This window comes from Ensifer sp. Root423 (genome assembly GCF_001426275.1).
Classification (GTDB): Bacteria; Pseudomonadota; Alphaproteobacteria; order Rhizobiales; family Rhizobiaceae; genus Ensifer; species Ensifer adhaerens.
The window spans coordinates 62,007-85,404 of record NZ_LMEG01000017.1; the positions used below are offsets into that span (position 1 = coordinate 62,007).

Annotated in this window: 22 protein-coding genes and 5 pseudogenes; 6 read left to right on the forward strand and 21 right to left on the reverse strand. The window is 60.5% G+C overall.

Going from position 1 to position 23,398, the window contains the following annotated elements; translation table 11 throughout:
• Positions 1-605: 605 nt before the first annotated feature.
• Together ASD01_RS18000 and ASD01_RS18005 are read right to left on the reverse strand one after the other, a co-directional pair.
• Positions 606-1,199, reverse strand: coding sequence for a mobile mystery protein B (locus ASD01_RS18000; protein WP_034798541.1), 594 nt, complete (start codon positions 1,197-1,199; stop codon positions 606-608).
• A 5-nt stretch (positions 1,200-1,204) separates the two neighbouring features.
• Complete coding sequence (locus ASD01_RS18005) at positions 1,205-1,669, reverse strand: mobile mystery protein A (protein WP_034798540.1); 465 nt, start codon at positions 1,667-1,669, stop codon at positions 1,205-1,207.
• Positions 1,670-2,252: 583 nt separating this feature from the next.
• Here ASD01_RS18005 and ASD01_RS34790 point away from each other — a divergent pair.
• Positions 2,253-2,456 (forward strand): hypothetical protein, encoded by a 204-nt coding sequence (locus ASD01_RS34790; protein ID WP_176960320.1) that lies wholly within the window; start codon positions 2,253-2,255, stop codon positions 2,454-2,456.
• A 314-nt stretch (positions 2,457-2,770) separates the two neighbouring features.
• Positions 2,771-3,091: pseudogene (locus ASD01_RS37430) on the forward strand (Fic family protein); the annotation flags it as partial.
• Positions 3,092-3,165: 74 nt separating this feature from the next.
• Here the strand turns inward: ASD01_RS37430 and ASD01_RS18010 are convergent.
• The 10 genes from ASD01_RS18010 to ASD01_RS18055 all read right to left on the reverse strand — a co-directional run bounded on the left by ASD01_RS18010 (position 3,166) and on the right by ASD01_RS18055 (position 12,424).
• Positions 3,166-3,588, reverse strand: a complete 423-nt coding sequence (locus tag ASD01_RS18010; protein WP_200954155.1) for a cupin domain-containing protein — start codon at positions 3,586-3,588, stop codon at positions 3,166-3,168.
• Positions 3,589-3,610: 22 nt separating this feature from the next.
• On the reverse strand, positions 3,611-4,399 hold the full coding sequence (locus ASD01_RS18015) for an SDR family NAD(P)-dependent oxidoreductase (RefSeq protein ID WP_034798539.1): 789 nt from the start codon (positions 4,397-4,399) through the stop codon (positions 3,611-3,613).
• Between the two features lie 103 nt (positions 4,400-4,502).
• Positions 4,503-5,447, reverse strand: a complete 945-nt coding sequence (locus ASD01_RS18020) for an ABC transporter permease (protein ID WP_244495258.1) — start codon at positions 5,445-5,447, stop codon at positions 4,503-4,505.
• A gap of 41 nt (positions 5,448-5,488) precedes the next feature.
• Entirely contained in the window at positions 5,489-7,024 is a 1,536-nt protein-coding gene (locus tag ASD01_RS18025; RefSeq protein ID WP_060644221.1) for a sugar ABC transporter ATP-binding protein, read from the reverse strand.
• A 47-nt stretch (positions 7,025-7,071) separates the two neighbouring features.
• A complete protein-coding gene (locus ASD01_RS18030) occupies positions 7,072-8,007 on the reverse strand; it encodes a sugar ABC transporter substrate-binding protein (protein ID WP_034798535.1) in 936 nt (311 codons plus the stop codon).
• 22 nt (positions 8,008-8,029) lie between these two features.
• On the reverse strand, positions 8,030-8,794 hold the full coding sequence (locus ASD01_RS18035) for an SDR family oxidoreductase (RefSeq protein ID WP_060644227.1): 765 nt from the start codon (positions 8,792-8,794) through the stop codon (positions 8,030-8,032).
• Positions 8,795-8,894: 100 nt separating this feature from the next.
• On the reverse strand, positions 8,895-9,677 hold the full coding sequence (locus ASD01_RS18040; RefSeq protein WP_034798533.1) for an SDR family NAD(P)-dependent oxidoreductase: 783 nt from the start codon (positions 9,675-9,677) through the stop codon (positions 8,895-8,897).
• 76 nt (positions 9,678-9,753) lie between these two features.
• Positions 9,754-10,698, reverse strand: a complete 945-nt coding sequence (locus ASD01_RS18045; protein ID WP_051659439.1) for a LysR family transcriptional regulator — start codon at positions 10,696-10,698, stop codon at positions 9,754-9,756.
• Positions 10,695-11,360 carry a TetR/AcrR family transcriptional regulator gene (locus ASD01_RS18050; RefSeq protein ID WP_051659438.1) on the reverse strand — a complete coding sequence of 222 codons (666 nt, stop codon included), beginning with the start codon at positions 11,358-11,360 and terminating at the stop codon, positions 10,695-10,697. Before ASD01_RS18050 ends, ASD01_RS18045 begins: the two co-directional genes overlap by 4 nt.
• 173 nt (positions 11,361-11,533) lie before the next feature.
• Positions 11,534-12,424, reverse strand: a complete 891-nt coding sequence (locus ASD01_RS18055; protein ID WP_034798531.1) for a LysR family transcriptional regulator — start codon at positions 12,422-12,424, stop codon at positions 11,534-11,536.
• Between the two features lie 110 nt (positions 12,425-12,534).
• Here ASD01_RS18055 and ASD01_RS18060 point away from each other — a divergent pair, with 110 nt between their 5' ends.
• Positions 12,535-13,602, forward strand: coding sequence for an SDR family oxidoreductase (locus tag ASD01_RS18060; RefSeq protein ID WP_034798529.1), 1,068 nt, complete (start codon positions 12,535-12,537; stop codon positions 13,600-13,602).
• Between the two features lie 153 nt (positions 13,603-13,755).
• Here ASD01_RS18060 and ASD01_RS18065 read toward each other — a convergent pair whose 3' ends face one another.
• Both ASD01_RS18065 and ASD01_RS18070 read right to left on the reverse strand, forming a co-directional pair.
• Complete coding sequence (locus ASD01_RS18065; RefSeq protein WP_034798527.1) at positions 13,756-14,064, reverse strand: NifU family protein; 309 nt, start codon at positions 14,062-14,064, stop codon at positions 13,756-13,758.
• Positions 14,064-15,071 carry an amidohydrolase family protein gene (locus tag ASD01_RS18070; RefSeq protein ID WP_034798525.1) on the reverse strand — a complete coding sequence of 336 codons (1,008 nt, stop codon included), beginning with the start codon at positions 15,069-15,071 and terminating at the stop codon, positions 14,064-14,066. Before ASD01_RS18070 ends, ASD01_RS18065 begins: the two co-directional genes overlap by 1 nt.
• Before the next feature lie 197 nt (positions 15,072-15,268).
• Here ASD01_RS18070 and ASD01_RS18075 point away from each other — a divergent pair, with 197 nt between their 5' ends.
• A complete protein-coding gene (locus tag ASD01_RS18075; protein WP_090297713.1) occupies positions 15,269-16,156 on the forward strand; it encodes a transketolase in 888 nt (295 codons plus the stop codon).
• Position 16,157: 1 nt separating this feature from the next.
• Positions 16,158-17,144 carry a transketolase family protein gene (locus tag ASD01_RS18080; protein ID WP_034798524.1) on the forward strand — a complete coding sequence of 329 codons (987 nt, stop codon included), beginning with the start codon at positions 16,158-16,160 and terminating at the stop codon, positions 17,142-17,144.
• A gap of 92 nt (positions 17,145-17,236) precedes the next feature.
• On the opposite strand, the gene ASD01_RS18085 is transcribed toward ASD01_RS18080, so the two are convergent.
• The coding region (locus ASD01_RS18085; protein WP_458574503.1) for an NAD-dependent succinate-semialdehyde dehydrogenase at positions 17,237-18,896 on the reverse strand (1,660 nt) is incomplete at its 5' end.
• A 420-nt stretch (positions 18,897-19,316) separates the two neighbouring features.
• Here ASD01_RS18085 and ASD01_RS35665 point away from each other — a divergent pair.
• Positions 19,317-19,475: a hypothetical protein gene (locus tag ASD01_RS35665; protein ID WP_156553113.1), complete on the forward strand. Its 159-nt coding sequence runs from the start codon at positions 19,317-19,319 to the stop codon at positions 19,473-19,475.
• A 104-nt stretch (positions 19,476-19,579) separates the two neighbouring features.
• On the opposite strand, the gene ASD01_RS18095 is transcribed toward ASD01_RS35665, so the two are convergent.
• The 6 genes and pseudogenes from ASD01_RS18095 to ASD01_RS18115 all read right to left on the reverse strand — a co-directional run.
• Entirely contained in the window at positions 19,580-20,050 is a 471-nt protein-coding gene (locus ASD01_RS18095) for a GNAT family N-acetyltransferase (protein WP_034805413.1), read from the reverse strand.
• Between the two features lie 313 nt (positions 20,051-20,363).
• Positions 20,364-20,812, reverse strand: a pseudogene (locus ASD01_RS36825) (4Fe-4S dicluster domain-containing protein); the annotation flags it as partial.
• Positions 20,813-20,891: 79 nt separating this feature from the next.
• A pseudogene (locus tag ASD01_RS36830) lies at positions 20,892-21,912 on the reverse strand (NAD(P)/FAD-dependent oxidoreductase); the annotation flags it as partial.
• 1 nt (position 21,913) lies between these two features.
• Positions 21,914-22,324 (reverse strand): annotated as a pseudogene (locus ASD01_RS36835) (NAD(P)/FAD-dependent oxidoreductase); the annotation flags it as partial.
• A 7-nt stretch (positions 22,325-22,331) separates the two neighbouring features.
• On the reverse strand, positions 22,332-22,893 hold a 562-nt coding region (locus ASD01_RS18110; protein ID WP_162251012.1), incomplete at its 5' end, for an electron transfer flavoprotein subunit alpha/FixB family protein.
• 1 nt (position 22,894) lies between these two features.
• A pseudogene (locus ASD01_RS18115) lies at positions 22,895-23,379 on the reverse strand (electron transfer flavoprotein subunit alpha/FixB family protein); the annotation flags it as partial.
• Positions 23,380-23,398: the final 19 nt, after the last annotated feature.

A 23,398-nucleotide genomic window follows, 5' to 3' on the forward strand; every position in this document is an offset into this window, starting at 1 on the left:
GCCCATAAGCTGACGACGCGCTCTACAGTTCGAGGCTCGGCGTGCCGGCCGGACCGGGCGAGCGAACGTATGACAGAACGCTTTCGCGCGCTATTGCCCGAGCCATGCGGCACAACATGCTTGAGCAGCACTCGAAGCTGACGCTCCGGGGTTTCGATTCCATCTGGCAGGGCAATCACAGACGGCTCACGCCGCATAAGCGGGTAGGACGGGATGCGTTCTCCCGCCCGCCTCAGGCAAATTTCTGATCGATGGCTCGACGAAAGCCGAAGAGGGTTTTCCTCGTTGTTTGGTATTGGACACGATGTTGTCCACGGCAGGCGCTTCCGTGCCGGGCAAGGTGCGCGATCTCTGATCTGTCAGCCCGTCTTGTGTATCCCCAGCGCGTCCGCGATGGACTTCACGCGTCTGCTAAGCTTGATGTAGAGCTGCACGGCTCTCATGCGGTCTTCGTACGAATACATGAACTATCTCCTGTTAGTCCAAGAATTCGTCCGCACCTCCAGGGGGATCAGTTTTTCATTTCGCCCGACACTGCGACTGCGTGAATGTCTTCATATCGTCTTCCTCGGTTCAGTTCGGCTGGCTAACTCCCCGTTCGAACCTCAAGAGCGGGCGAACGCCAGCAACGGTCCTATGTCGTGGTTATCAGCCGCCCGAAGGGCCGCAACATAACGAGCGCGGGTCTCGCCCGCATCCACCAGATCAGCTCTGCCCCAGGTAAAGGGCGGCCGGCCAAGCCGACGTGCCAGCAGATCACCAGCCAGCCGGGAAAATCTGCCGTTCCCGTTCGGAAAGGGATGAATGGCCACGAGCATATGACTGAACCGCACGGCGATCTCGTCGGGCGGAAAAGTTTCGTGTTCGACCCAGTAGCGTACGTCGTCGACCACCTGCCTGACTGCCACTGAGATGCGATAGGCATCGATACCGATATTGCGAGGCGTGGTTCTGTAGTCCCCAGCCCAGTCCCAAACGTCCCCAAACATGCGGCGATGCAGCTCACAAAGAAAAGCCTGGTCGAGCACGTCCCTTTTTCGCGACGTTGCCCACCGCAGGCCCTCGCCGATATTGACTTGCTCGGCCTCATTCAACTCGTGCCGCAAGGTGATGTAGGAAGGGATGAGCCGCTCCCGCTCCTCAGGGGGTAGAGGGGTGTTTGCCTCGTCGTCGTGCTCGAATAGAGGATCTTCAGCCATGTATCTCAATCCTCATCCCAAAGGCGCCGTGCAGCGTCGGTAAGCAGGGATTCCACGAGCCGCCGACGTTCTGCCTCCAGGTCCGACTTAAGCAGCGCCTGATTCTCCAGCCGCATGGTGTGGTCGAGCCTCGTCATATCCTCGCCCACCTTTTCGGCGGCACGCTCGTAAAGGATATCGTCGAGCGGTTTTATCGGCACGAAAGCGTAGACGAACGTGCAGTTCATTGCCGCAGCGGCCTCACGAAGGGTCTTGATTGTTGTCGCTCCGGAAACCTCGGCCTTCTCGATGGCCGGTATGCGAGACGGAGCCGCTCCCATGCGGTGGGCAAGTTGTCGGGTGGTCATACCAAGAGCTTCCCGGATGGCCTTCATCCAACCGCGAGGCGGCGAGATGATTTTGAGTTCTCGCACGGGCGCGAGACGTCTTTCCAACTGTTTTCGCGCGAGCGCGGCTTGCTTTCTGTTCATATATTTATGTCCATAAAGAAGAAAATTATCACAAATAAATGATCATGGTCAGCTTAATAGAACATATAAAGATAATCAATATTCCCATTCTTGATCATATATCCATGAGCAGTGGCCGCAATTTCAACGTGACTCTCTGGTCGCAGTGAACGCTTGCCGGCTTTCCAACCCGACATCAACAGCTGCATGGCGCCTTTTACCGCTGATTATTTCTACGCTACGAGCTCCACCGCCGGCTCGCGGACCGCATCTCGACCTTGCAATGGGATTGGAGGGTCTACACGTCATGCGCGTTTTTCTGATAACGGGCCTGTTGCGTTTCCGATGAAGCGACATTTCCGCCTGCTGACGGCAGCAAACTTTTGAGAGCTGCTTGATTGTGCGGAACCGTTTGGTTCAGATGCTCGACCACCAGTTTCGAGCCGCCGGAACCGCCACCTTCTTAGAACGCGTCGCGAACTCTTCGCGCAGGGATGGTCAGTATGGTCCAATATCAAGACTGGTGCGACTACAACGACGGGGCTCTTGGAAAAGACTACCTCCGGGTCATGACTGCGCACGGGGCCGATGTTGCGCCGTCCAAATGACAGCAAAAGCCCTGCCCGCTCACTACGTCGCCGAGGAACGGATCGCCAGACCGCTTGCAAGGATGGGTAAGAGCAGCGTGGCCAAGATAATCACCGATCTACTGCCGAAGATGCCGCAGATCCGCTCCGGCGACCTTGGTGCGACCGAAGGGATCAATGCCTATAGCGGCTACAAAGCGCCCATGTCGTTTTGCATTTAACCGCAAGACTCCGACAGCAATAGTTTCAACAAGATAGCCTGGCACTAAATTTAAGAGTTGGCAGTTAATTGAGATTGCCCCTTTGGAGACCGGTAACTTCTCGAGGGTCCGGCGGCGCAAAGGGGGTGGCTTGGGTTTGAATATCGAAGGCACGTTCGGGTCTGGCTGTCGGAATGGTGCCCTGAAGCGATCGCGAAGTCCGCCGTTCAACGCGGTCGTCCGGACCTGCGTGAGCATGTGAGCGCCGTGGAGCGACCATCGCGTCTGCTGCTTCTTGACCATCCGCTTTCCAACAAGCGAATTACCGCCGACATGGAATCGCCGAAACAGCGGAACAAGCTTTTGAGACTGCCAATCAAATTGCACGACTGTTCGACGGCGACCGCGAACGCATCGTAAGGGAGTCTGAGCGTACGGGGTCAGTCCTCCAGATCCACGAAGCCATGCGCACCAGCCCTTATCTGACCGCCCCCACGGCGATGAAACGGAGCGGACTAACCATGCCCACCGTCAACGCAGCTCTAGACCAACTCCAGAAACTTGGGATCGTCGAAGAAGCAACAGGTCGACGGCGTGGCCGAGTCTTCGTCTATCGCGCGTACATGGAAATACTGAGCGAGGGAGCAAGCGGCTAAAGCGTTCCTGTCGATACATTATGCGACCTTGGACGCACAGAAGGAACATTCCATAGCAAAGCGTCCGCCTTGCGTCACATGGAGTCATTGAGATCGCGGACAGCGTTTTTTGGTGGTTCAACCCTGTCGCGCTCTCGCGCGAGCGCGCCCTTGAATTCTATAGTTGTGAAAGCGAGATGCGTCCCGCCGATGTTGGTCAGATCGTGAACCATCGTCTCGTCGGCAGCAAAGGCGAAGACCTTGCAGTCGCCGGCGTTGTAGTCGGTAACGACAGCCTTCCCATCTGAATATGTGGAGCGGGACCGTCCTGACGTCAGCGCAATCCAGCAGTAATCCAGCTGATGTCGGTGGAAACCGAGACGTTCACCGGGGGCGAGGCAGATGTGCCAGACACGCACGAAGTCAGTTTCGGACATGAGAACCTGTCCGACCCGCTCGTCCGCATTCGCAATCTCATCGCGAAAAGCCTTCGACATTCCAACGCTGCTCTCAATCATCGGTATCATCCCGGTTTCTCCGTCACGTGGTGGGTATGACCCCACCATCGATATTGATCACGTCGCCACTAATGAACTCGGAGAGGTCCGAGGCCAGGTAAAGAACCGCCATGGCCACGTCCCGGGCGGTGCCAAGCCGCCCCGCGGGCAGTCTTGATTCAGCAAGGAACGCGTCCACCGCGCCGTCGATCGTGGTACCGTAGCGCTCCGCAAGCGCGTGAAGGAACCCGCCCGGACGGTCCCACAGCTCAGTTCGTATGTGGGCGGGCGCAACCACATTCGAGCGAATGCCCTTGGACGTGAACTCACGTGCAAGCGCTTTGGACAGAAGCGCGATTGCCGCTTTGGAGGTGCTGTAGTCTGGCAACAGCGGATGCGGCATGCGCCCGGCCTCCGAACCACAATGGATAAGCACACCCCTCTTCTGCGCGAGCATGGTGGGAATTACAGCTCGCGCCATACGGACATAGCCCATGAGATTGACATTGAGCGTCTGCGCCCAATCCTCGTCCGAAACGTCGAGAAAACCGCCGCGCGTTGGACAGATGCCAGCATTATTGAAGAGCACGTCGATGCGGCCGAAGGCTTTGAGCGCCGTGTCCGCAGCAGCTTCCCCTGCGCCTTTCTCCCCAAGATCGACCTCGTATGTCCGCCAGCGGGCATGTGCGGCTAGGTCTCTCACCGGCGCCATGTCACGGCTGACCCCCAGCACGCGGGCGCCTTCGGCAAGAAGCGCCTTGGCCGTTTCCAGCCCGATGCCGGAGCTTGCGCCGGTGACGATGACGACCTTGTCTTTCAGGTTCAGATTCATGGCTGCAGTCTCCTCCACATACTTCTCGACGGCCGCAACAAGGATGCCACGGCAATCGAGGAGCGCGTCAAGGTTTCTTCAGCATCCTCCCTCGACCGGTTGGTCAAAGAAGCTTCAGCTTCGTCGTGCGGGAGACCACCGACACGGCGATGACGATGATGATGCCCTTGACGATGCTTTGCACGTAAGTGTCCATGCCCACCAGATTGAGACCGTTGTTCATGATGCCGATCAGCAGCGCCCCGAAGAACGTGCCCATCACGGTCGCCGTGCCGGGGCGAAGCATCGTCATGCCGATGAACACGGCAGCAAGGCCATCCAGAAGATAGGTTTCACCGCCATTCGGCTGACCCGAACCAAGCCGGGCCGAGAGTATGATCCCGGAGATCGCGGCAAAGAGCGAGCTCAGTGCAAGGCCATAGACCCGATAGGAGCGCACCTTGATGCCCGAAAGTTCGGCGGCGCGGGCATTGCCGCCGACGGCATAAAGGTAGCGACCAAAGGTCGTGCGCTCCATGACGAACCACGAACTGCCAACAATGACCAACATGATCAGCGCCGGATAGGGCAGTATGCCTAAGACCTTGCCCTGGCCGACCGCCAGATAGTCGGCGGGAATGCCGCCATAGATCGCTCGCCCGCCGGAAATCATGAAGTTGATGCCCCACAGAATGGAGCCGGCCGCGAGTGTCGCGATCAGCGACGGAACTCCGACGCCGACGACGAGCGCGGAATTGATGAGGCCGACGCCAAGACCCGCGACGAGCGCGCCGACGATCGACAAGGGGATCGGCACGCCCGCCACCATCAAGAGGGGGGCGAGCAGACCGGCGAGTCCAACGACATAACCGACGGAAAGATCCATCTCCTTGGCGGCAAACCCAAAGGTCAGACCGACCGCGACGATGGTCAACATCGAGATCTGCTGGAGGATGTTGACGAGGTTGGTGCCGTTGAAGAACCGATCCGTGCCGACCGCGAAAGCCAGGAAAAGGATGATCAGAACGGCAAGCGTGCTGTACTTCTGGATGAGTGTGCCAATGCGCATCGGGCGGGACGCTTTCTCCGGAGCAATAGTCGTTGTCATGGTCATTGGGTTACCCCCGCAATTGCATTGATGAAGACGGCCTCGCTGAAATCGCGACGGGCAATCTGGTCGGCGTCCCGGCCATTCCTGAACGCCACGACCCGGTCAGCCACATGGGCGATCTCGAGGAGATCGCTCGATGCAACGATGACAGCCGCGCCACGTTCGGCGAGCGAGACGATGAGCTCGTGGATCTCGCGCTTTGCGCCGACATCCACGCCTTCGGTTGGCTCGAGAAAGACGAAGAGCTTGTACCTGCCCTCGGAAGCGAATTGCCATTTGGCGACGGAGACCTTCTGCTTGTTGCCGCCACTCAGTTCGACGATCTTCGTCTCCGCACTCGATGTCTTGATGTTCAGCCGCTTGATCAGACGCTGTGTCTCGGCACGCTCGCGGCCGGTCTGAACAATTCCGAAAGGCTTGAGGCTCGTTTCCTGGATCCCGGCCATCGACATGTTCTCGCGCACGGTCCAGTCGCCGATCATGGCATTGATCATCCGGTGATCCGGGATAAGTGCTGCGCCACAGCGTTTCATGTCGCGCACGCTGGCCCGCACGACGTCCTTGCTCTTGAACCGGTATCGACCGGCCGTCGCCAGGCGCGGCTCAAACAGCGACTGGGCGAACTCGAAATGCCCCGAACCGGTCAGGCCGATCAGACCGACAATCTCGCCGCTGCGAACCTTAAGGCCGTCCATATGGAAACGCTCGCCTTGCCAGCCCTCGATATCGACGACGATCTCCGCGTCGGCAGCAAGCGTGCGCTCCGTCAAGGCACCATCAGGCAGACGATGTTGGTTGCCGGCCTGCCCACGATTGAGCATGAGGTCGATCAGTTGACGCTCGGTGACTTCGTGCCCGGCATTGGAAAGGTGGCTCACCTTGCGGCCATCCTGCAGCACGGTGATCTCATCGCAAAGATCGATCACTTCCTGCAGGAAGTGACTGATGAGGACGACCGCCATCCCGGCATCGGACAATTGGCGGATCAGCGTCCAGAGGCTCTGCTTTTCCTTAGCCGGCAGCGTCGCCGTGGGCTCGTCGAGGATCAGAACCTTGGGCCGCGAGTGCAGGGCGCGAAGGATTTCGATGACCTTCTGATCGGCATAGGGAAGCTCGTCAACCTTGCGGTTGAGCGCGATTGCCGTATCCGGAAACCACTGTTTCGCGAGCTCTTCCGCCTGCCGCTGAACCTCGCGCCGGTTGATGAAGAACCGGCTTTTGACCGGCTCGAAGCCGAGACAGATGTTCTCGGCGCCGGTCAGATGCGGCACCAGGCTGCCTTCCTGCGATACGAGCGAAACGCCGTTTGCCACAGCCGCCGCCGGGTTTTCGAATGCGACCGGTTGGCCCGCCATGCTGAGCGTGCCGGCCGTCGGCTGGACGGCACCGCTCAAAATGCTGACAAGCGTCGTCTTGCCGGCTCCGTTCTCGCCGACAATGCCGTGCACACGGCCCTCGACGATCTCGATGGATACGCCATCGAGTGCGAGCGTGCCCGGCCATTGCTTGGTGATGTTCTCAAGAACAATCGACATGTTGCACCTCCGAAATGGACGGGCGGCAGCACCGCCCGCCCGACGGTTCACTTGCAGTTGTCCTTGGTGAAGAGCGTGGCACCGTAATAGACGATGTCCTTGCCGTTCGTGACTTCCTTTGGATGATCACCGTCCAGCATGACCCGCTTGGCATAGGTCGCAAGGTTCACGCCCCACTCCTCGAACTGCTGCCGCCCGGTCGCAACGAACATCGAGTTCGGCTCGCAGATCGCCTTGATCGCTTCCGGGTGCCCGTCCATGCCAGAGACCGGAACGTTCAGCCCAGCGCCTTGGAGAGCCGTGATTGCCGCTTGCGCCGGCTCGTCCCAAGGTGTCCAGACGGCAGTGATCTCTTCGCCGTAGCGTGTGGCGAAGTCCTGCACGGCGTTCAACGTTTCCTGATAGAAGTTGGCGACGTCGAAGTTGTATTCGCCGATGACCTTGATGTCGGGATATTCCTTCAGGATCGCCCGCAAGGTGTCGGTGCGCTCGCGCACCGGCTTGATCTTGTCGGTGGTGATAATGATGAGGTTGCCCTTGCCCTTCATCTGGCTGATCAGGCTCAGCGACACCTCAGCAGACATCTGCCAATTGTTGGTGGTGATGTCAGCGGTCGAGCCGGGGATCCAGCCGGAGTCGACCGTGTAGACTGGAATGTGGGCTGATTCTGCGCCCTTGAGGGCGTTGCTGGAGGCGCGCAGATCCGCATAGGTCACGTAAATGACGTCGACACCGCGGTTAACCGCATCCTCGATGTTGTTGGCGACCTTCTCGGCAGAACCGGCAGAGTCGAGATAGGTCACCTCCCAATCATCGATGTTGTTTTCGGTCAGGTACTTCTTGAAGCCGTCCTGGGTGCGCTGTTCGGCCTGGAAAGCGGCGTTACCCTGGATCCAGCCGATCTTGACGGGCTTGGCGAGCGCCGGTGACGCGGCCAATAAGGCGATGATCGCGGCGCTGGTAAATTTCAGAACTGTCGACATGATTTCTCCTCCCACTCTGTCGTCAGATTGATAGAAAACCGCCGTCGATGTTGAGATCGACACCGGTGCAGTAACTCGCCGCCTCGCTTGCGAGGAACACCGCCGGCCCGCCCACTTCGTGTGGCTGCCCCATGCGTTTCATCGGTGTCATCTCGGCGAACTTGCGGACGTTCTCGGCCACTTCCGGCCGGCTGTTCATGGGCGTGGCCATGAAGCCTGGGCTGAGGCAGTTGACGCGCACACCCCGCCCGGCCCATTCGGCGGCAAGGCTCTTCGTCAGGCGGATCACCGCCGCCTTCGTCGCATCGTAGTGCACCTGCTCAAGACCGGGGATGGCGGTCGAGCCACAGATCGACGCCATGTTGAGAATGGAGCCGCGGCCACGCTCCAGCATGCGGCGGCCCTCGACCTGGCAGGACCAGAAGAGCCCGTTGAGGTTGACGTCCATCATCCGCAGGAACTGCGACTGCGGCATAGTCTCGGCCGCACTGACATTGGCGATGCCGGCGCTATTGGCGGCGATATCGATCTCGCCGAGCTCGCGCTCGGCTCGATCGAATGCGGCCTCGATCGAACTGCGATCGGTGACGTCGCCCTCGAGGGCCAGCACTCTGTTGCCGGTCGCGGAGATGGCTGCCAGCGTCTCCTCCTGGCCGACTGCACGCGGCAAGTCGAAGCAGGCGACATGGGCACCCGCTTCGGCAAGCGCGATTGCGATTGCCTGCCCGAGTCCACTTGCTGCGCCCGTGACGAACGCACGCTTGCCGCCAAGATCAAATCTGTTCACCTGCACCTCCCGAAACCTGCTGATTTTATTGATAAACCGATTGGTGCTTGCGATTGAGGACGTTGCCCTGAATTCACTCTTCAGCCCCGCTGAAGAAGGCTCAGAGAATGGCCCTGATGGTGCCGCCCTCCGCACGCATCGCCATGCCGTTGAGGTGCGAGCTTGCCGCCAGATGCACGACGCTGCGCGCCACCTCGTCTGGCTCGATCATTCGCCTGATGAGCGAGGTCGGCTCGGTTTCGTCGAAGTAGTCGGAGACGACCGTGTCGCGGGTCGTACCCTTCTCGTCGGCGATTTCCTGGTGGTATCGGCGCACCGCTTCGGTGTTCGTCGGACCCGGCAGGATGGTGTTGACCCTGACCCGGGTGCCTTTCGTCAGTTCGGCAAGCGCGCGCGACAGACCGAGCAGGCAGGTCTTCATGGCGCCGTAATGCGCCATCCATGGCTGCGGCTTGACGGCGCTTTCGCTGCTGATGAAGACAACGCTGCCTTCGCCTCGCGCCAGCATGTCCTTCAGCACCAGCCGCGACATGCGCACACCAGTCATGACGTTCACGTCGAAATAGCGAAACCAGTGTTCATCCGTCGTCTCGAAGAAATCGCGCACTTCGAAGATACCGATGTTGTTGATAAGGATATCGACGGGGCGGTGGGACGAAGCGAATGCATGGAGCCGCTCGGCTTCACCCGCAGCGGTCAGATCGCCTGCGATCCCCCGGCATCGTTGACCGAGAGCGGAAACCGCCTCCTCGACCTCCGCGGCACTGATGCCGCTTACCGTGACATCCGCTCCCTCGGCGAGAAAGACGGAGGCGATGGCGCGCCCGATGCCCGTGGCACCACCCGTTATCAACACGTGCTTGCCGGTAAGACCATAATCCATTCTAAAAAACTCCATGCGTCGTCGTTCGGTGGTCAGCAAGGGCGCACCGTTGGAAACAAGGGCGATGAGAAAGCGATCAGGCGGCGCCGCGCAGCCTTGGGTACTCGGTCCTGCAGAGCTCCGCGCTTCGGCTCAGGCGCTTCACGCGCTGCAGGAGAAAATCGATGAACTCGGCCGTCCGCAAAGGCAGGCGGTGTCTCGGTTCAGACAGAAGATGAATGATCTCCGGGTCGCAGTCGAAGTCCCTGAGGACCGCAACCAGCGTTCCCTCTTCCAGTTCGCGCGCAACATCCCAGGACGACACGCGAATGAGGCCTTGTCCGGCCTTGGCAAGGTCGATCAGCGCCTGCCTGTCGGAAACAATGCGGTTGCCGCTGACGCGAACGAGCGTCGGTTCGCCATCGACGGCGAAACCCCATTTGTCGGCAACCATCTTGCCGTCGAGATAGACGAGACAGTTATGGGCAGCGAGATCGGACGGGACATCCGGTGCCCCCACCCGCGCCAGATAGTCGGGAGCCGCACAAATGACCATCGGGTTTTCGCCAAGCTTGCGCGTGGTGAGCGCGCTGTCAGGCACGGCGCCAAAGCGAATGACGATGTCGCAATCGTCGTCGACCAGATTGACGTCCTCGTCACCAAGGATGAGGCGGAAACCGATCTCCGGGTGAGCGGCGCCGAACTCGCTGGTCAAGGGGATCAGGTACTTCCGCCCGAATTCAGTGGGTGCTGCGATCGTCACCGTTCCGTTCGGGTTCTTCTTGCGCGCGCGCATCGTCTTGTCGAGCCGCTCGAAATCCTCAAGGATCGTCTGCGAGGTTTCGAAGAGATAGCGCCCTTCCTCCGTCAGGCAAAGCGAGCGTGTGGTCCGCTTCAACAACGCGACCCCGAAGTGACATTCGAGCGCCTTCAGCCGTCCGCTCATCGTTGCCGGCGACAGGCCGAGCTTCGAGGCTGCTAGAGAAAAGCTGTTCGATTTGACGATTTCCGAGAAAACGCGGAGGTCTTGGATGCTGTTCATCGGCTGACCTCCAACTCGGGCAGGAACTGTCCGAGATCGCTCATGCTCGCGGCAAGGCCGGTGACAAACACTTCGACGCGCGCGCGGATAATCGGATCGAGATCATCCGGGATATTGTTGCGGTAAACGTATTTCCGCACGCCCATGTAGAAGAAACTGGAGTGAAAACCCCAGACGATTTCAAGCACCAGTTCGTCCGCCTTCGGACCTGTCGGAACCTCGACACCCACTTCAGCCGCGATTTCGGCGAAGATCAGCGGAAAGGTCGTCTCATGCAGCAAACCGAGATATTTCTGGGTGATCTGCGGGTCTTCCAGCGCCGACGCGATGAAGATCCGGATCCAGCGCTCATCGAGGATCGCAGCCGTGTAGGCCCTAAGGTAACGGACGAGGCGTTCGCGGATCGACAGCGAACGATCGGCGAGCAGATCGTTCCAGCCCGCATCCCAACGCTTCAGGTAGACTTCGTCATAGATCTTCTGGAGCAGGTCGTCGCGGTTCTTGAAGTACCTGTAGAGCAGCGGCTGAGAAACGCCGAGCGCATCGGCCAGTTCGCGCGTTGTGAACCGCAGTCCTCGCTGGGCGACGAAATCGATCGCAAATTCGAGGATCTGCTGCTCCCGATCGGCCGCGTCGAGGTATTTTCGTGCTGCTTTTGCCATAGCCGATCGTTCTGACACCTTAGCGACGTCAGCCCTCATGCTTTGAAAATCAGACTTGGCTCCGACCCTAACGGCGGTCGGGAACCTCCCATGCTCTCTCCCTGAGCTAACACAAGAGGTAACACCATCGCCAAAACTGATCAAGTGATAATTTATCAACTGATCACTTCTCGTCAGATCGCGCGCGCCAGGAAATCCAAGAACCTGCGAATTCTCTGCGGCACATGCGTCTGGGCCGAATAGATCGCCGATATGGGTTCAGTCTCCCCTGCATCCCAAGGACCGAGCAGCTGAACGAGGCGTCCTTCGGCAAGATCGCGACTGATATGAAATGCAGAAAGCCGGGCGATACCGGCCCCCTGCAGCGCGAAGTGGCGCATGGATTCGCCGTTGTTGACGACCAGCCTGCCGGCCACGTCGACATGAACCGACGCACCGTCTACCGGGTCCTTGAACTGCCAGGTGTTGAGATGCGGACGGCCGCCAAAGGTAAGACACGCGTGCTTGCGCAGGTCCTCCGGTCTGGCCGGCTCGCCGTGCCGGGCGAGATAATCCGGCGCGGCGACGACGTGCCTTGGTGAACTCAGCAACCGACGGGAACGTAACGAAGAATCGCGCAGAACGCCCGTTCGGATCGCGATATCGGTCTTCTCCGCAATCAGGTCGATCGGTTCGTCGCTGAATTCGAGATCGATCCGCATGCCCAGGTTTTCGTCGAGAAACCGCACGACGAGAGGTGACAACACGTGCGTGCCGAACGGCAGGTTGGTGCTGACTTTCAAAAGCCCACCGACGGCCTCTGCCTTGCGTGCGATCTTTGCTTCGGCCTCGGCAATTTCCTGAACGATGGCCCGGGACGTCTTGTAGAAATCGTTTCCTTCGGTGGTCAGTCGGAAACTGCGGGTCGAGCGCACCACGAGCTGTACGCCGAGGCGTTTTTCAAGACGCGTGACCAGCTTGCTGATGGCCGAAGGCGACATCGAGAAGACCCGGGCCGCCGCCGAAAAGCTGCCGGCTTCGACGATCGTCACGAAGACTTCCATCTCGAGTGCCCGGTTTTGCATTCCAATCGCCTTCGTGAACTTAATTCACTTCAGTTATTCCTCAAGCCGGCCTACCTGACCAGAGGGTAAACCGTCATCCTCTCCACCACATGTCACAAAGGGAGGAATCCATGTATCAAAAACGCGCATTGATCGTCGGTGCGACGGGTATCGTCGGGCTGAACGTCGCCGAGCATCTGAGAGATCTCGGCGGCTGGGAAATCCATGGCGCTTCACGGCGGCCGCCGCTCGGGTCGTCCTACATCAAGCCGCACGCGGTTGACCTTTTGAAGCGGGACGAGGCGATCGCGGCCCTCTCCCACCTGGCCCCTACACACATCTTCTATTGCTCATGGACGCTCGGATCGAACGAGGACGAGAACATTCGCCTCAACGGCAATATGCTGAAGAATGTGCTCGATGCCTTCAAGGACAAGGGCTGCGTCCAGCATGTCGGCATTGTCACCGGCACAAAGCACTATCTCGGGCCCTTCGAGGACTACGGCAAGGTCCAGCCAGTCACGCCCTTCCGTGAAACAGCGCCGCGCCTGCCGAAGAAGAATTTTTATTACGAGCTCGAAGACATCGTCATGGCCTATGCCGCCGAGTACGATTTCGGCTGGTCTGTGCACCGCTCTCATACGATCATCGGCTACGCGGTCGGCAACCTGATGAACATCGGCGCGACGCTGGCTACACACGCCTCGATCTGCAAAGCCACGGGCCGTCCCTTCCGCTTCCCCGGAAGCCCGACGGCCTATCGTGGCCTCAACGATATCACCGACGCGCGCATCCTCGCCAAGCAGATCGTCTGGGCCGGCACGGAACCGAACGCCCGTAATGAAGCCTTCAACGCGGTCAACGGCGATGTCTTCCGCTGGGAGCAGCTCTGGAAGACGATCGCCGACTATTTCGACATTCCCGTGGCGGAGTATCCCGGCCAGTACAATTCGCTTGCCGAGCAGATGAAGGACCTCGGCAATGACTGGGACCGGCTCGTCACCCAGCATGCCCTGCAGCCGAACAAGCTCGATCGCCTTGCCTCTGCCTGGCACACCGATCTCGACCTCGGGCGACCGATGGAATGCGTGCATTCCATGGCCAAGGCGAGAGCGCTCGGCTTTATGGAAACGCAGGACACGGAACGCTCCTTCATCGACGTGTTCGACCGCCTGCGCGCCGAACGCATCATTCCCTAGTCGACCAAACCAATTCGAACGAAACCGCGGCGCGCCAATGGCGCGCCGTTTTCTTTTCTGGTTCGCGAAAATTCGGAACGCGTCCCGTGACGCAAAGAAGCCGCGCTCCTTGCGGGGGCGCGGCTTCTGACGTTTCTCAGTCTCTCCGCCTTTTCAGGCGATGAGCGGCCTTGAACCCAGTCTACGGGCAAGTCGATCGAGCGTCTTGATGCTTGCATTGACCTGTTCGCAGCGGACCTCCGCAACGCCGTCCACTTCCATGAGATAGGTGCGGATCGGCCCGACATAGGTCATCGCCATGTTGGGGCAGGCCTTGCAGGCGCCAACGAGCTTGATGCTCACGACGCCGTCCGAGCTGATATCGGCGATCTCGATATCGCCGCCATGGCCAAGGATCAGGGGGCGGATGCGCGCAAAAGCAGCTTCGAGCGCATCCGTCGATATGGCAGAGCGGGCCGTCATCAGACCAGCCCCAGTTCGATCTTCTTGGCCTCGATGTCGATGCCCATGCCGCGGGCAAAGGCCTTGCCGAGGATATTTTCCTTCATCTCCCGGGTGATCTCCGGATAGCCGTAGCGCTCCTGCAGCTCCTCCGGCATTTCGAGATTGGCGAGCATATCGATGTAGGTCTGGACATGCGGCCAGATGAAGGCCTCGGAGCCGTAGCAGATGCGGTCGGAGCCGACATAGAGCAAGGCTTCGCCGAGGCGTGCCAGCATCTTCCAGGGCTGGAGGTAGTACTGGTTAAACCAGAGCGGCAGGATCAGGTAGATGTTGTCAAAACGGCTGGCGATCGAGATCGTCTCGTCGACATAGGGATCACCGAGGTGATGTATCCCGAAGTTCAGCTCGGGGAAGTCCGCGGCGGCATACTGGATGTCGTTGGGTTTGAAGGCCTCGACCGGGCCGAGTTCCAGCGGAAAACCCTTGTGGAACTGCACCATCTTGATGCCAAGCTCGATCGCCTTCTCCCAGAGCGGATAGGCGATGTCGCGATCGTCGGCGCGCCATGAACAGCCACGGCGCTGGTACTGATAGAACTTCATGCTAACGGCGCCGAGTTCCCTGACCTGGCGCTCCATCTCTTCGAGCGCAAAATCAAGCCCGTGATAGGCCGGGTCAACACCACCGGTGAGTACCACGCGTTTCGGGTTCGACTTGGCGAAGGCATCGCTGAGTTCGACCGGACCAAGCCCGGCCCGCCAGTGCGAGAACAGCGGCACGGAGCAGGCGCTTGCCATATCGGTGTCGGAGTTCTCGAAGAGCATCTTGTTGCCCCATTCAAGATCGGGGTTGGAGAAGGTTTCCGTTTCCGGCGGCGGCCCTCGGCGACCCGTCAAATTGATGAACCCGGCGATCTGCGAGCGCAGCAGTTTCACACGTCTGCCGTCGCTTCCCGGCTTGATCTGGTTGTCGCCGAAGTCCTGGGTATGGACCGCCGCGTCGAAAACAAACATCCCGTCTTTCATTGTTTACCTCCTTGAGAAAACCGCCGCCTTCACTTGCGTCCCTCACTAGGTAACATGAGCCAACCCGTTCATTTCTTTGGAATAGTTGAAGATTGTTTTCAGCTATTCGTGCGGGCGGCCGCGCGTTTCTAAAGCTAAAACAGACCTCGTGATCAAGCATTCCGTGGGGCGACCCACCTTGAGGACGAGGACAGCACGTGACCCAACCAGGCAGGATCGAAATAACCGGGGGCCGAAACAGCCTCAGACCGACTGACGAGGAAATCGCGTTCCTCAAGGACCGCGCGAAGTTCTGTCGCCTCGAGACAATCAGGCTGATCGAGATCGCGAAAGTCGGCCATTATACCTCGGTCTTTTCCGCAGCCGAGCTGTTCTCGGCTCTCTATTACGACGCGATGGACCTCAGACGTGGCGAACCGAAATGGGAGGATCGCGACCGTTTCATGATGGGCAAGGGGCACGCGGCCGTCGGGCTCTTTCCGCTTCTCGCCGACCTCGACTTCATCGATCGTGACGTGCTCGACGGCTATACCCGCCTCGGCAATCCGCTGGGCGATCATCCTGATATGACGAAGGTGCCCGGCATTGATTTCAGCTCGGGCTCGATCGGCCACGCCCTTTCGGCTGGTTGCGGCATGGCGCTTGCCGGCCGGATGCTGGGCAAGGACTTCTACACCTACGTGATGATCGGCGATGGGGAGTTACAGGAAGGTCAGGTCTGGGAGGCTGCCCTCTTCGGCGCGCACAACGGGCTTGGAAAACTGATCGGCATCATCGATCGCAACGGTTACCAGCTTGACGGATCGGTCGACGACATCATCGGCGTCGAGCCGATTGTCGAGAAATGGCAGGCCTTCGGCTGGGAAACCCATGTCGTTGACGGCCACGATGTGGCGGCAGTCGCAACCTTGCTTCGCACGCTCAAGGCCGATCGCGAGCGGACACGCCCTGTGATGATTATTGCGGAGACGGTCAAGGGCAAGGGCGTCTCCTACATGGAAACCGAACCAGGCTGGCACCTCGGCTATCTCGACCCTTCGGATGCTGCGCGCGCAATTGCCGAAATCGAAGCGATGGAGATCTGAGATGAACAAGCCGCTTTCCGACAAGTCCTGGCAATACCGCCAGCTCAATGCCGTGACACCCGGCCTCGATGCACTCTCGGACGCTCTTATCGAACTCGTCGCTGCGGGCGAGCCGATCGTCGCGGGCACCGCCGACCTGCAATATTCGAACGGCCTTGCGAAGTTCCACGCGCTCCATCCCGATCGCTTCGTCCAGTTCGGGATCTCGGAGCAGAACATGGTGTCGGCCGCAGCAGGCATGGCCGCTGTCGGCATGAAACCTTATGTCGCAACCTTCGCATCTTTCCTCGCACTGCTCTGCTGCGAGCAGATCCGCATGGACGTCGCCTATTCCAAACTGCCGGTTCGGCTGATCGGCCACCACGCCGGCATTTCGCTCGGCTTTTACGGCACCTCGCATCATGCGACTGAAGACCTCGCCATCATGCGCTCGATCGCCAACCTCACGGTCATCGCGCCGGCCGATGGCAATCAGCTGAAGGAAGTGATCAAGGCTGCGAACGACTATCCTCATCCGATCTATATCCGTATCCAGCGAGGACGCGATCCCGAGGTCTATGCGCAGCGCCAGCCGTTCACCATCGGCAAGGCGATTTCGCACTATTCGGGAACGGACCTCATGATCATTGCCACAGGCTCCACGGTTCACCCCGCCCTCGAAGCGACCCGCGCGCTGCGGGCCGCAGGCGCAAGCGTCGGCTTCCTCGACATGGCGACGGTGAAACCGATCGACCGTGACGCCATCCTAGACGCCGCTGGTCAAAGCCCGCGAATCCTAACGGTGGAAGAGCACAATGTGCTCGGAGGACTGGGCGGTGCGGTCGCCGAGGTGCTGGCAAGCGAGGGCCTGCCGGTCAAGTTGACCCGGCATGGTATCTACGACGAGTACAGCCTGATTGCGCCGCCGACCCATCTCTATGCGCACTACGAACTCGACGCGAAAGGCATTGAGGCGCGCGCCACGAGGCTGCTCGAAGGCCGCGCGTAAAAAGCCGCAGCGCGCGTGACGTTTGGCTCTAAAGACCACTCTACTTGAAAGACCGCGGGGCTCGAGCTCCGCGGTCTTTTCCTTGTCTCTTATCAGCCAACGCCGCCGAGGCAGACATATTTGATCTCGGTGAACTCCTCGATGCCGTAGCGCGAGCCCTCGCGGCCAAGGCCGGAAAGCTTGACGCCGCCGAACGGCGCTTCCGCCGTTGAGATCAGCCCGGTGTTGACGCCGACCATGCCGTATTCCAGCGCTTCGGCGACCCGGAACACCCGCGCCAGGTCCTTGGCGTAGAAGTAGGACGCGAGACCGAATTCGGTGTCGTTTGCCTGCTCGACGACATCCGCCTCGTCGGTGAAGCGGAAGAGCGGCGCCACCGGCCCGAAGGTTTCCTCACGCGCAACCGCCATCGCCTGGGTGACGTCGGCCAGAACCGTCGCTTCATAGAAGGTGCCGCCGAGCGTGTGGCGCTTGCCGCCCTGGATCACCCGCGCACCCTTGGACGTCGCATCGGCGATATGCTCCTCGACCTTTTCCAGCGCCGCCTTGTCGATCAGCGGGCCAAGGCCGAATTCGGTGTCGTTTGCCTGCTCGACGACATCCGCCTCGTCGGTGAAGCGGAAGAGCGGCGCCACCGGCCCGAAGGTTTCCTCACGCGCAACCGCCATCGCCTGGGTGACGTCGGCCAGAACCGTCGCCTCATAGAAGGTGCCGCCGAGCGTGTGACGCTTGCCGCCCTGGATCACCCGCGCACCCTTGGACGTCGCATCGGCGATATGCTCCTCGACCTTTTCCAGCGCCGCCTTGTCGATCAGCGGGCCAAGGATCACGCCTTCGTCGAGACCGTTGCCGATCTTCAGCTTGGCGACCGCCTTGGCGAGCTTGTCGGAGAAGGCATCATAGACCTTGTCCTGAACATAGATGCGGTTGGCGCACACGCAGGTCTGGCCGTTGTTGCGGAACTTGGCGATCAGCGCGCCTTCGACCGCGGCATCGAGATCGGCATCGTCGAAGACGATGAACGGCGCATTGCCGCCGAGTTCCAGCCCGAGCTTCTTGATGGTGGCAGCACTCTGGCGATAGAGCTCGGCGCCCACCTCCGTCGAGCCGGTGAAGGTGAGCTTGCGCACGACCGGGTTCGAGGTCATCTCGGCGCCGATCTCGCGGGCAGAACCGGTGATGACGCTGAAGAGGCCCTTCGGCAGGCCKGCACGCTCGGCCAGAATGGCAATGGCGATCGCCGAGAACGGCGTCTGGGCAGCCGGCTTCAACACCATGGCGCAGCCGGCGGCAAAGGCCGGGCCGGCCTTGCGGGTGATCATCGCATTGGGGAAGTTCCAGGGCGTGATCGCCGCRACGACGCCGATCGGCTGCTTCATGACCAGGATGCGCTTGTCGGGCTGATGGCCGGGGATCAGGTCGCCATAGATGCGGCGCGCCTCTTCGGCAAACCACTCGACGAAGCTTGCACCGTAGACAATCTCGCCGGTCGCTTCGGCCAGCGGCTTGCCCTGCTCCAGCGTCAGGATGCGGCCGAGATCGTCCTTGTTCTCGATCATCAGCTCGAACCACTTGCGCAGCACGCCGGCGCGGTCCTTGGCCGTGCGCGCTGCCCAGGTCTTCCGGGCGACACGCGCGGCCTCGATCGCAGCCCTGGTTTCCTTGGCGCCGAGCTTCGGCACCCGGCCGATGATCTCGCCCGTCGCCGGGTTGTTCACCTCGATCGCGTTTGCCGCGTCCGCCTCGATCCACNCTGGTTTCCTTGGCGCCGAGCTTCGGCACCCGGCCGATGATCTCGCCCGTCGCCGGGTTGTTCACCTCGATCGCGTTTGCCGCGTCCGCCTCGATCCACTCGCCGCCAACGAGGGCCGCCTGGCGAAACAATGATGGGTCTTTAAAGTGTGAGAGCATTGGTCCTCCGACGATCTCCTGGAGCTTCCGAAACACACCTCCGGCAATCCGGGCGGCGCACGGCGCTGCCTTTAGTTTTGAGGATTTCGGCGGCCTTGTTTCATCGAAAATCCTGAAAGCTCTCTTCGGCATTCCGTGCGTGATTTGCGAGCCGGATAGTCAGTAAGATCAACGCAGGTGAGAAATCCGTCGCGCCATGAGGAAAATGGAGGCCGCACACTGAAGCTCGCCAGATCAAAAAATTGGGAGGATGCCAGCAACATGCCGACGACTATACCGGCTCGAAAGAGCGAATACCGGATGACCCTTCTTGAACGAGTGATTGTTTTGCTCGGTCAGGGCAGCATCTGGTACACCTGCTACGCCTATCCGTACGACCGGCGGGAATTTAACCCATCCGTCGATTTCGGGTTCATCTGAAGAGAAAGCTCTCCCGGCGGTCCGGCGGCAAATCTGCACCGTGAACAGGCTGCTGAAGCGACCGACGCTCCAGGGCGGCGCCCCGAAGCGTCGGTTCGGCTACCTTACTCTGTCATTGCACGCCAGCAGATGACGAGGCCGTCTTCGGCATCGACACGTTGGCCGACACGCAGGAAGCCATTTCGCTCCAGAACGCGTTGCGACGCGATGTTTTCGACGCCCGTCTCAGCCGAAATCTGAGCGACCCGTGGATCGCTCCGCGCCCAGGAGAGTATCTGGCTTACGGCCTTTGTAGCAAAGCCCCGCCCTTGACGCGTCGGTGCGATGCCATAACCGATATGAACGTCTCTTTCATGGGGAACTCTGATGACGGAGCAAAGGCCGACGACTTCGCCTTCATTCACGATCCACCAAGCCGCGGGCGCGAACCGTTGCCCAACGTCGTCGGCAAGGCTGCGGAGCATGACCAGCACTTCCGGAGGTGCGATTACAACGTCGGGCGCAAGACAGAGCCCTTCTCGTGCGAAGCCGGCAAGCATCGCATCGAAATCATCTTTCGTTACTTCAGTGATCATTTTCGGCTTTCTGACAAACCCAAAGGTATTCAAAGCCGAACGGGAGCGCTGACTATCCTCTGCTCGAGGACAAGACTGCCATTCCGCTCGCCGCTGCGGCCAGCGATGTCGGAAGCGATACGAAGGCAATCATAGGCATTCTCCTGAGGGTGAAAGCAACGCTATCCAACCGTGACTATAACCACAAGGCGTATACGCCAGTCTTGATATCAGGGCACCGTCCTATAAGTCCATCAGGCGGCATTCTGCGGAGAAATCTCTGGTCTCGCTCCCGGCCCTGTCCACGCAGGCCATGCCGCCCGCCATCCGACCATTACATATTCGGATAGACCGGGCCTTCGCCGCCTTGTGGCGGCACCCAGTTGATGTTCTGGTTCGGGTCCTTGATGTCGCAGGTCTTGCAGTGCACGCAGTTCTGCGCGTTGATGACGAAGACTTGCCTGCCGTCCTTCTCCACCCATTCGTAGACGCCGGCCGGACAGTAGCGCGTCGACGGACCGGCATAGACGTCATGCTCGGAGCGCTTCTGCAGCTCCATATCCGTCCTTCTCCACCCATTCGTAGACGCCGGCCGGACAGTAGCGCGTCGACGGACCGGCATAGACGTCATGCTCGGAGCGCTTCTGCAGCTCCATATCCTTGACCTGGAGATGGACCGGCTGGTCTTCCTCGTGGTTGGTGTTCGACAGGAACACCGAGGACAGCCGGTCGAAGGTCAGAACCCCATCCGGCTTCGGATACTCGATCTTCTGGTGCTGCGCTGCGGGTTCGAGCGACTGCGCGTCGGTCTTTCCGTGCTTCAGCGTGCCGAAGAAGGAGAAGCCGAACAGCTGGTTGGTCNTCGATCTTCTGGTGCTGCGCTGCGGGTTCGAGCGACTGCGCGTCGGTCTTTCCGTGCTTCAGCGTGCCGAAGAAGGAGAAGCCGAACAGCTGGTTGGTCCACATGTCGAGACCGCCGAGCCCAACGCCGATCGCCGTGCCGAACTTCGACCACAGCGGCTTGACGTTCCTCACCCGCTTCAGGTCCTGGCCGATGGCGCTGTCGCGCCAGCCGCGTTCGATCTCGATCGGCTCGTCATTGGCGCGGCCAGAGGCGATCGCTGCCGCCAGCTTCTCGGCCGCGAGAATGCCTGAAAGTACCGCATTGTGGCTGCCCTTGATGCGCGGCACGTTGACGAGACCGGCCGAACAGCCGATCAGCGCGCCGCCGGGGAAGGACAGCTTCGGCACCGACTGGTAACCGCCCTCGGTGATGGCGCGGGCGCCATAGGAAAGCCGCTTGCCGCCCTCGAACGTGCCGCGGATCGCCGGATGCGTCTTGAAGCGCTGGAACTCCTCGAACGGGAACAGATAGGGGTTCTTGTAATTGAGGTGCACGACGAAGCCGACGGCGACCATGTTGTCTTCGAGATGATAGAGGAACGAACCGCCACCGGTCTTCATGCCGAGCGGCCAGCCGAAGGAGTGCTGTACCAGACCCGGGCGATGGTTCTCGGGCTTGACCTGCCAGAGTTCCTTCAGACCAATGCCGAACTTCTGGACGTCGCTGTCCCTGGAGAGATCGAACTTGGCGATCAGCTGCTTGGCGAGCGAACCGCGCACGCCCTCGCCGATCAGGGTGTATTTGCCGAGCAGCGCCATGCCGCGGGCGAAGTTCGGGCCCGGCTCGCCGTTGCGCTCGATACCCATGTCGCCGGTGGCGACACCGATGACCGCACCCTCGTCGTTGTAGAGCACTTCGGTGGCGGCAAAACCCGGATAGATCTCGACGCCGAGTTCCTCCGCCTTTGTCGCCAGCCAGCGACAGACGAGCCCAAGCGATACGATGTAGTTGCCGTGATTGTTCATCAGCGGCGGCATCANCTCGACGCCGAGTTCCTCCGCCTTTGTCGCCAGCCAGCGACAGACGAGCCCAAGCGATACGATGTAGTTGCCGTGATTGTTCATCAGCGGCGGCATCAAAAAGTTCGGCAGGCGGATCGAGCCGGCGGGTCCCAACAACAGGAAGTGGTCGTCCGTCACTTCGGTCTTGAACGGATGGTCGGCCTCGTCGCGCCAGCCCGGCAGCAGCCGGTCGATGCCGATGGGATCGACGACGGCGCCCGACAGGATATGCGCACCGACTTCGGCGCCCTTTTCCAAGACGACGACCGAAAGCTCCGGATTGACCTGCTTCAGCCGGATCGCTGCCGCAAGACCCGCCGGCCCCGCACCCACGATCACAACGTCGAACTCCATGCTCTCGCGTTCGGGCAGATCACTCATCTTGGACATGTTCGCTTCAAAGTGCTTTTTCGAGTTCCGGCAGAGCGTCGAAGAGATCGGCAACCAGGCCGTAGTCGGCGACCTGGAAGATCGGTGCCTCTTCGTCCTTGTTGATGGCGACGATGACCTTCGAGTCCTTCATGCCGGCGAGGTGCTGGATGGCACCGGAGATGCCGCAGGCGATGTAGAGATCGGGCGCGACCACCTTGCCGGTCTGGCCGACCTGCCAGTCGTTCGGCGCGTAACCGGCATCAACCGCAGCGCGTGAAGCGCCGACGGCAGCGCCGAGCTTGTCGGCAACCGGCAGGATCACTTGCCTGAACTTCTCGGAAGAACCGAGCGCACGGCCACCGGAGATGATGATCTTGGCAGACGTCAGCTCCGGGCGGTCGGACGACGACAGGGCGTCGGCGACGAAGGAGGAAACGCCCGGGTTGGCGGCAGCCGAGACGCTCTCGATCGCGGCCGAACCGCCTTCAGGGGCGGAAGCGAAGGAAGCGGTGCGCACGGTGATGACGCGCTTGGCTTCGGTCGTCTGCACCGTCTGGATGGCGTTGCCGGCATAGATCGGACGCTTGNCCTTCAGGGGCGGAAGCGAAGGAAGCGGTGCGCACGGTGATGACGCGCTTGGCTTCGGTCGTCTGCACCGTCTGGATGGCGTTGCCGGCATAGATCGGGCGCTTGAAGGTGTCGGAAGAGACGACCTCGATGATTTCCGAGACCTGGGAAACGTCGAGCAGGGCTGCAACGCGCGGCATGACGTTCTTGCCGACCGAGGTCGCGGCGCTCACGATGGTGTCGTAGCTGCCGGCGAGCGAGACGATCAGGGCAGCGAGCGGCTCTGCCAGGTTGTTGGCAAGCGAAGCGTCGTCGGCAACGAGCACCTTGGCAACGCCCGCAAGCTTGGCGGCCTGCTCGGCTGCAACCTTGGCGCCGGCGCCGGCGACCAGCACATGCACATCGGCTCCAGTCCCACTGGCGATTTTCGAAGCGGCGCTCAGCGCCTTGGCGGTCTGGTCGGAAAGGTGGTTGCTGTCGTGGTCAGCCAGAAGAAGAATGGCCATGATAAAATCTCCCTTCCTT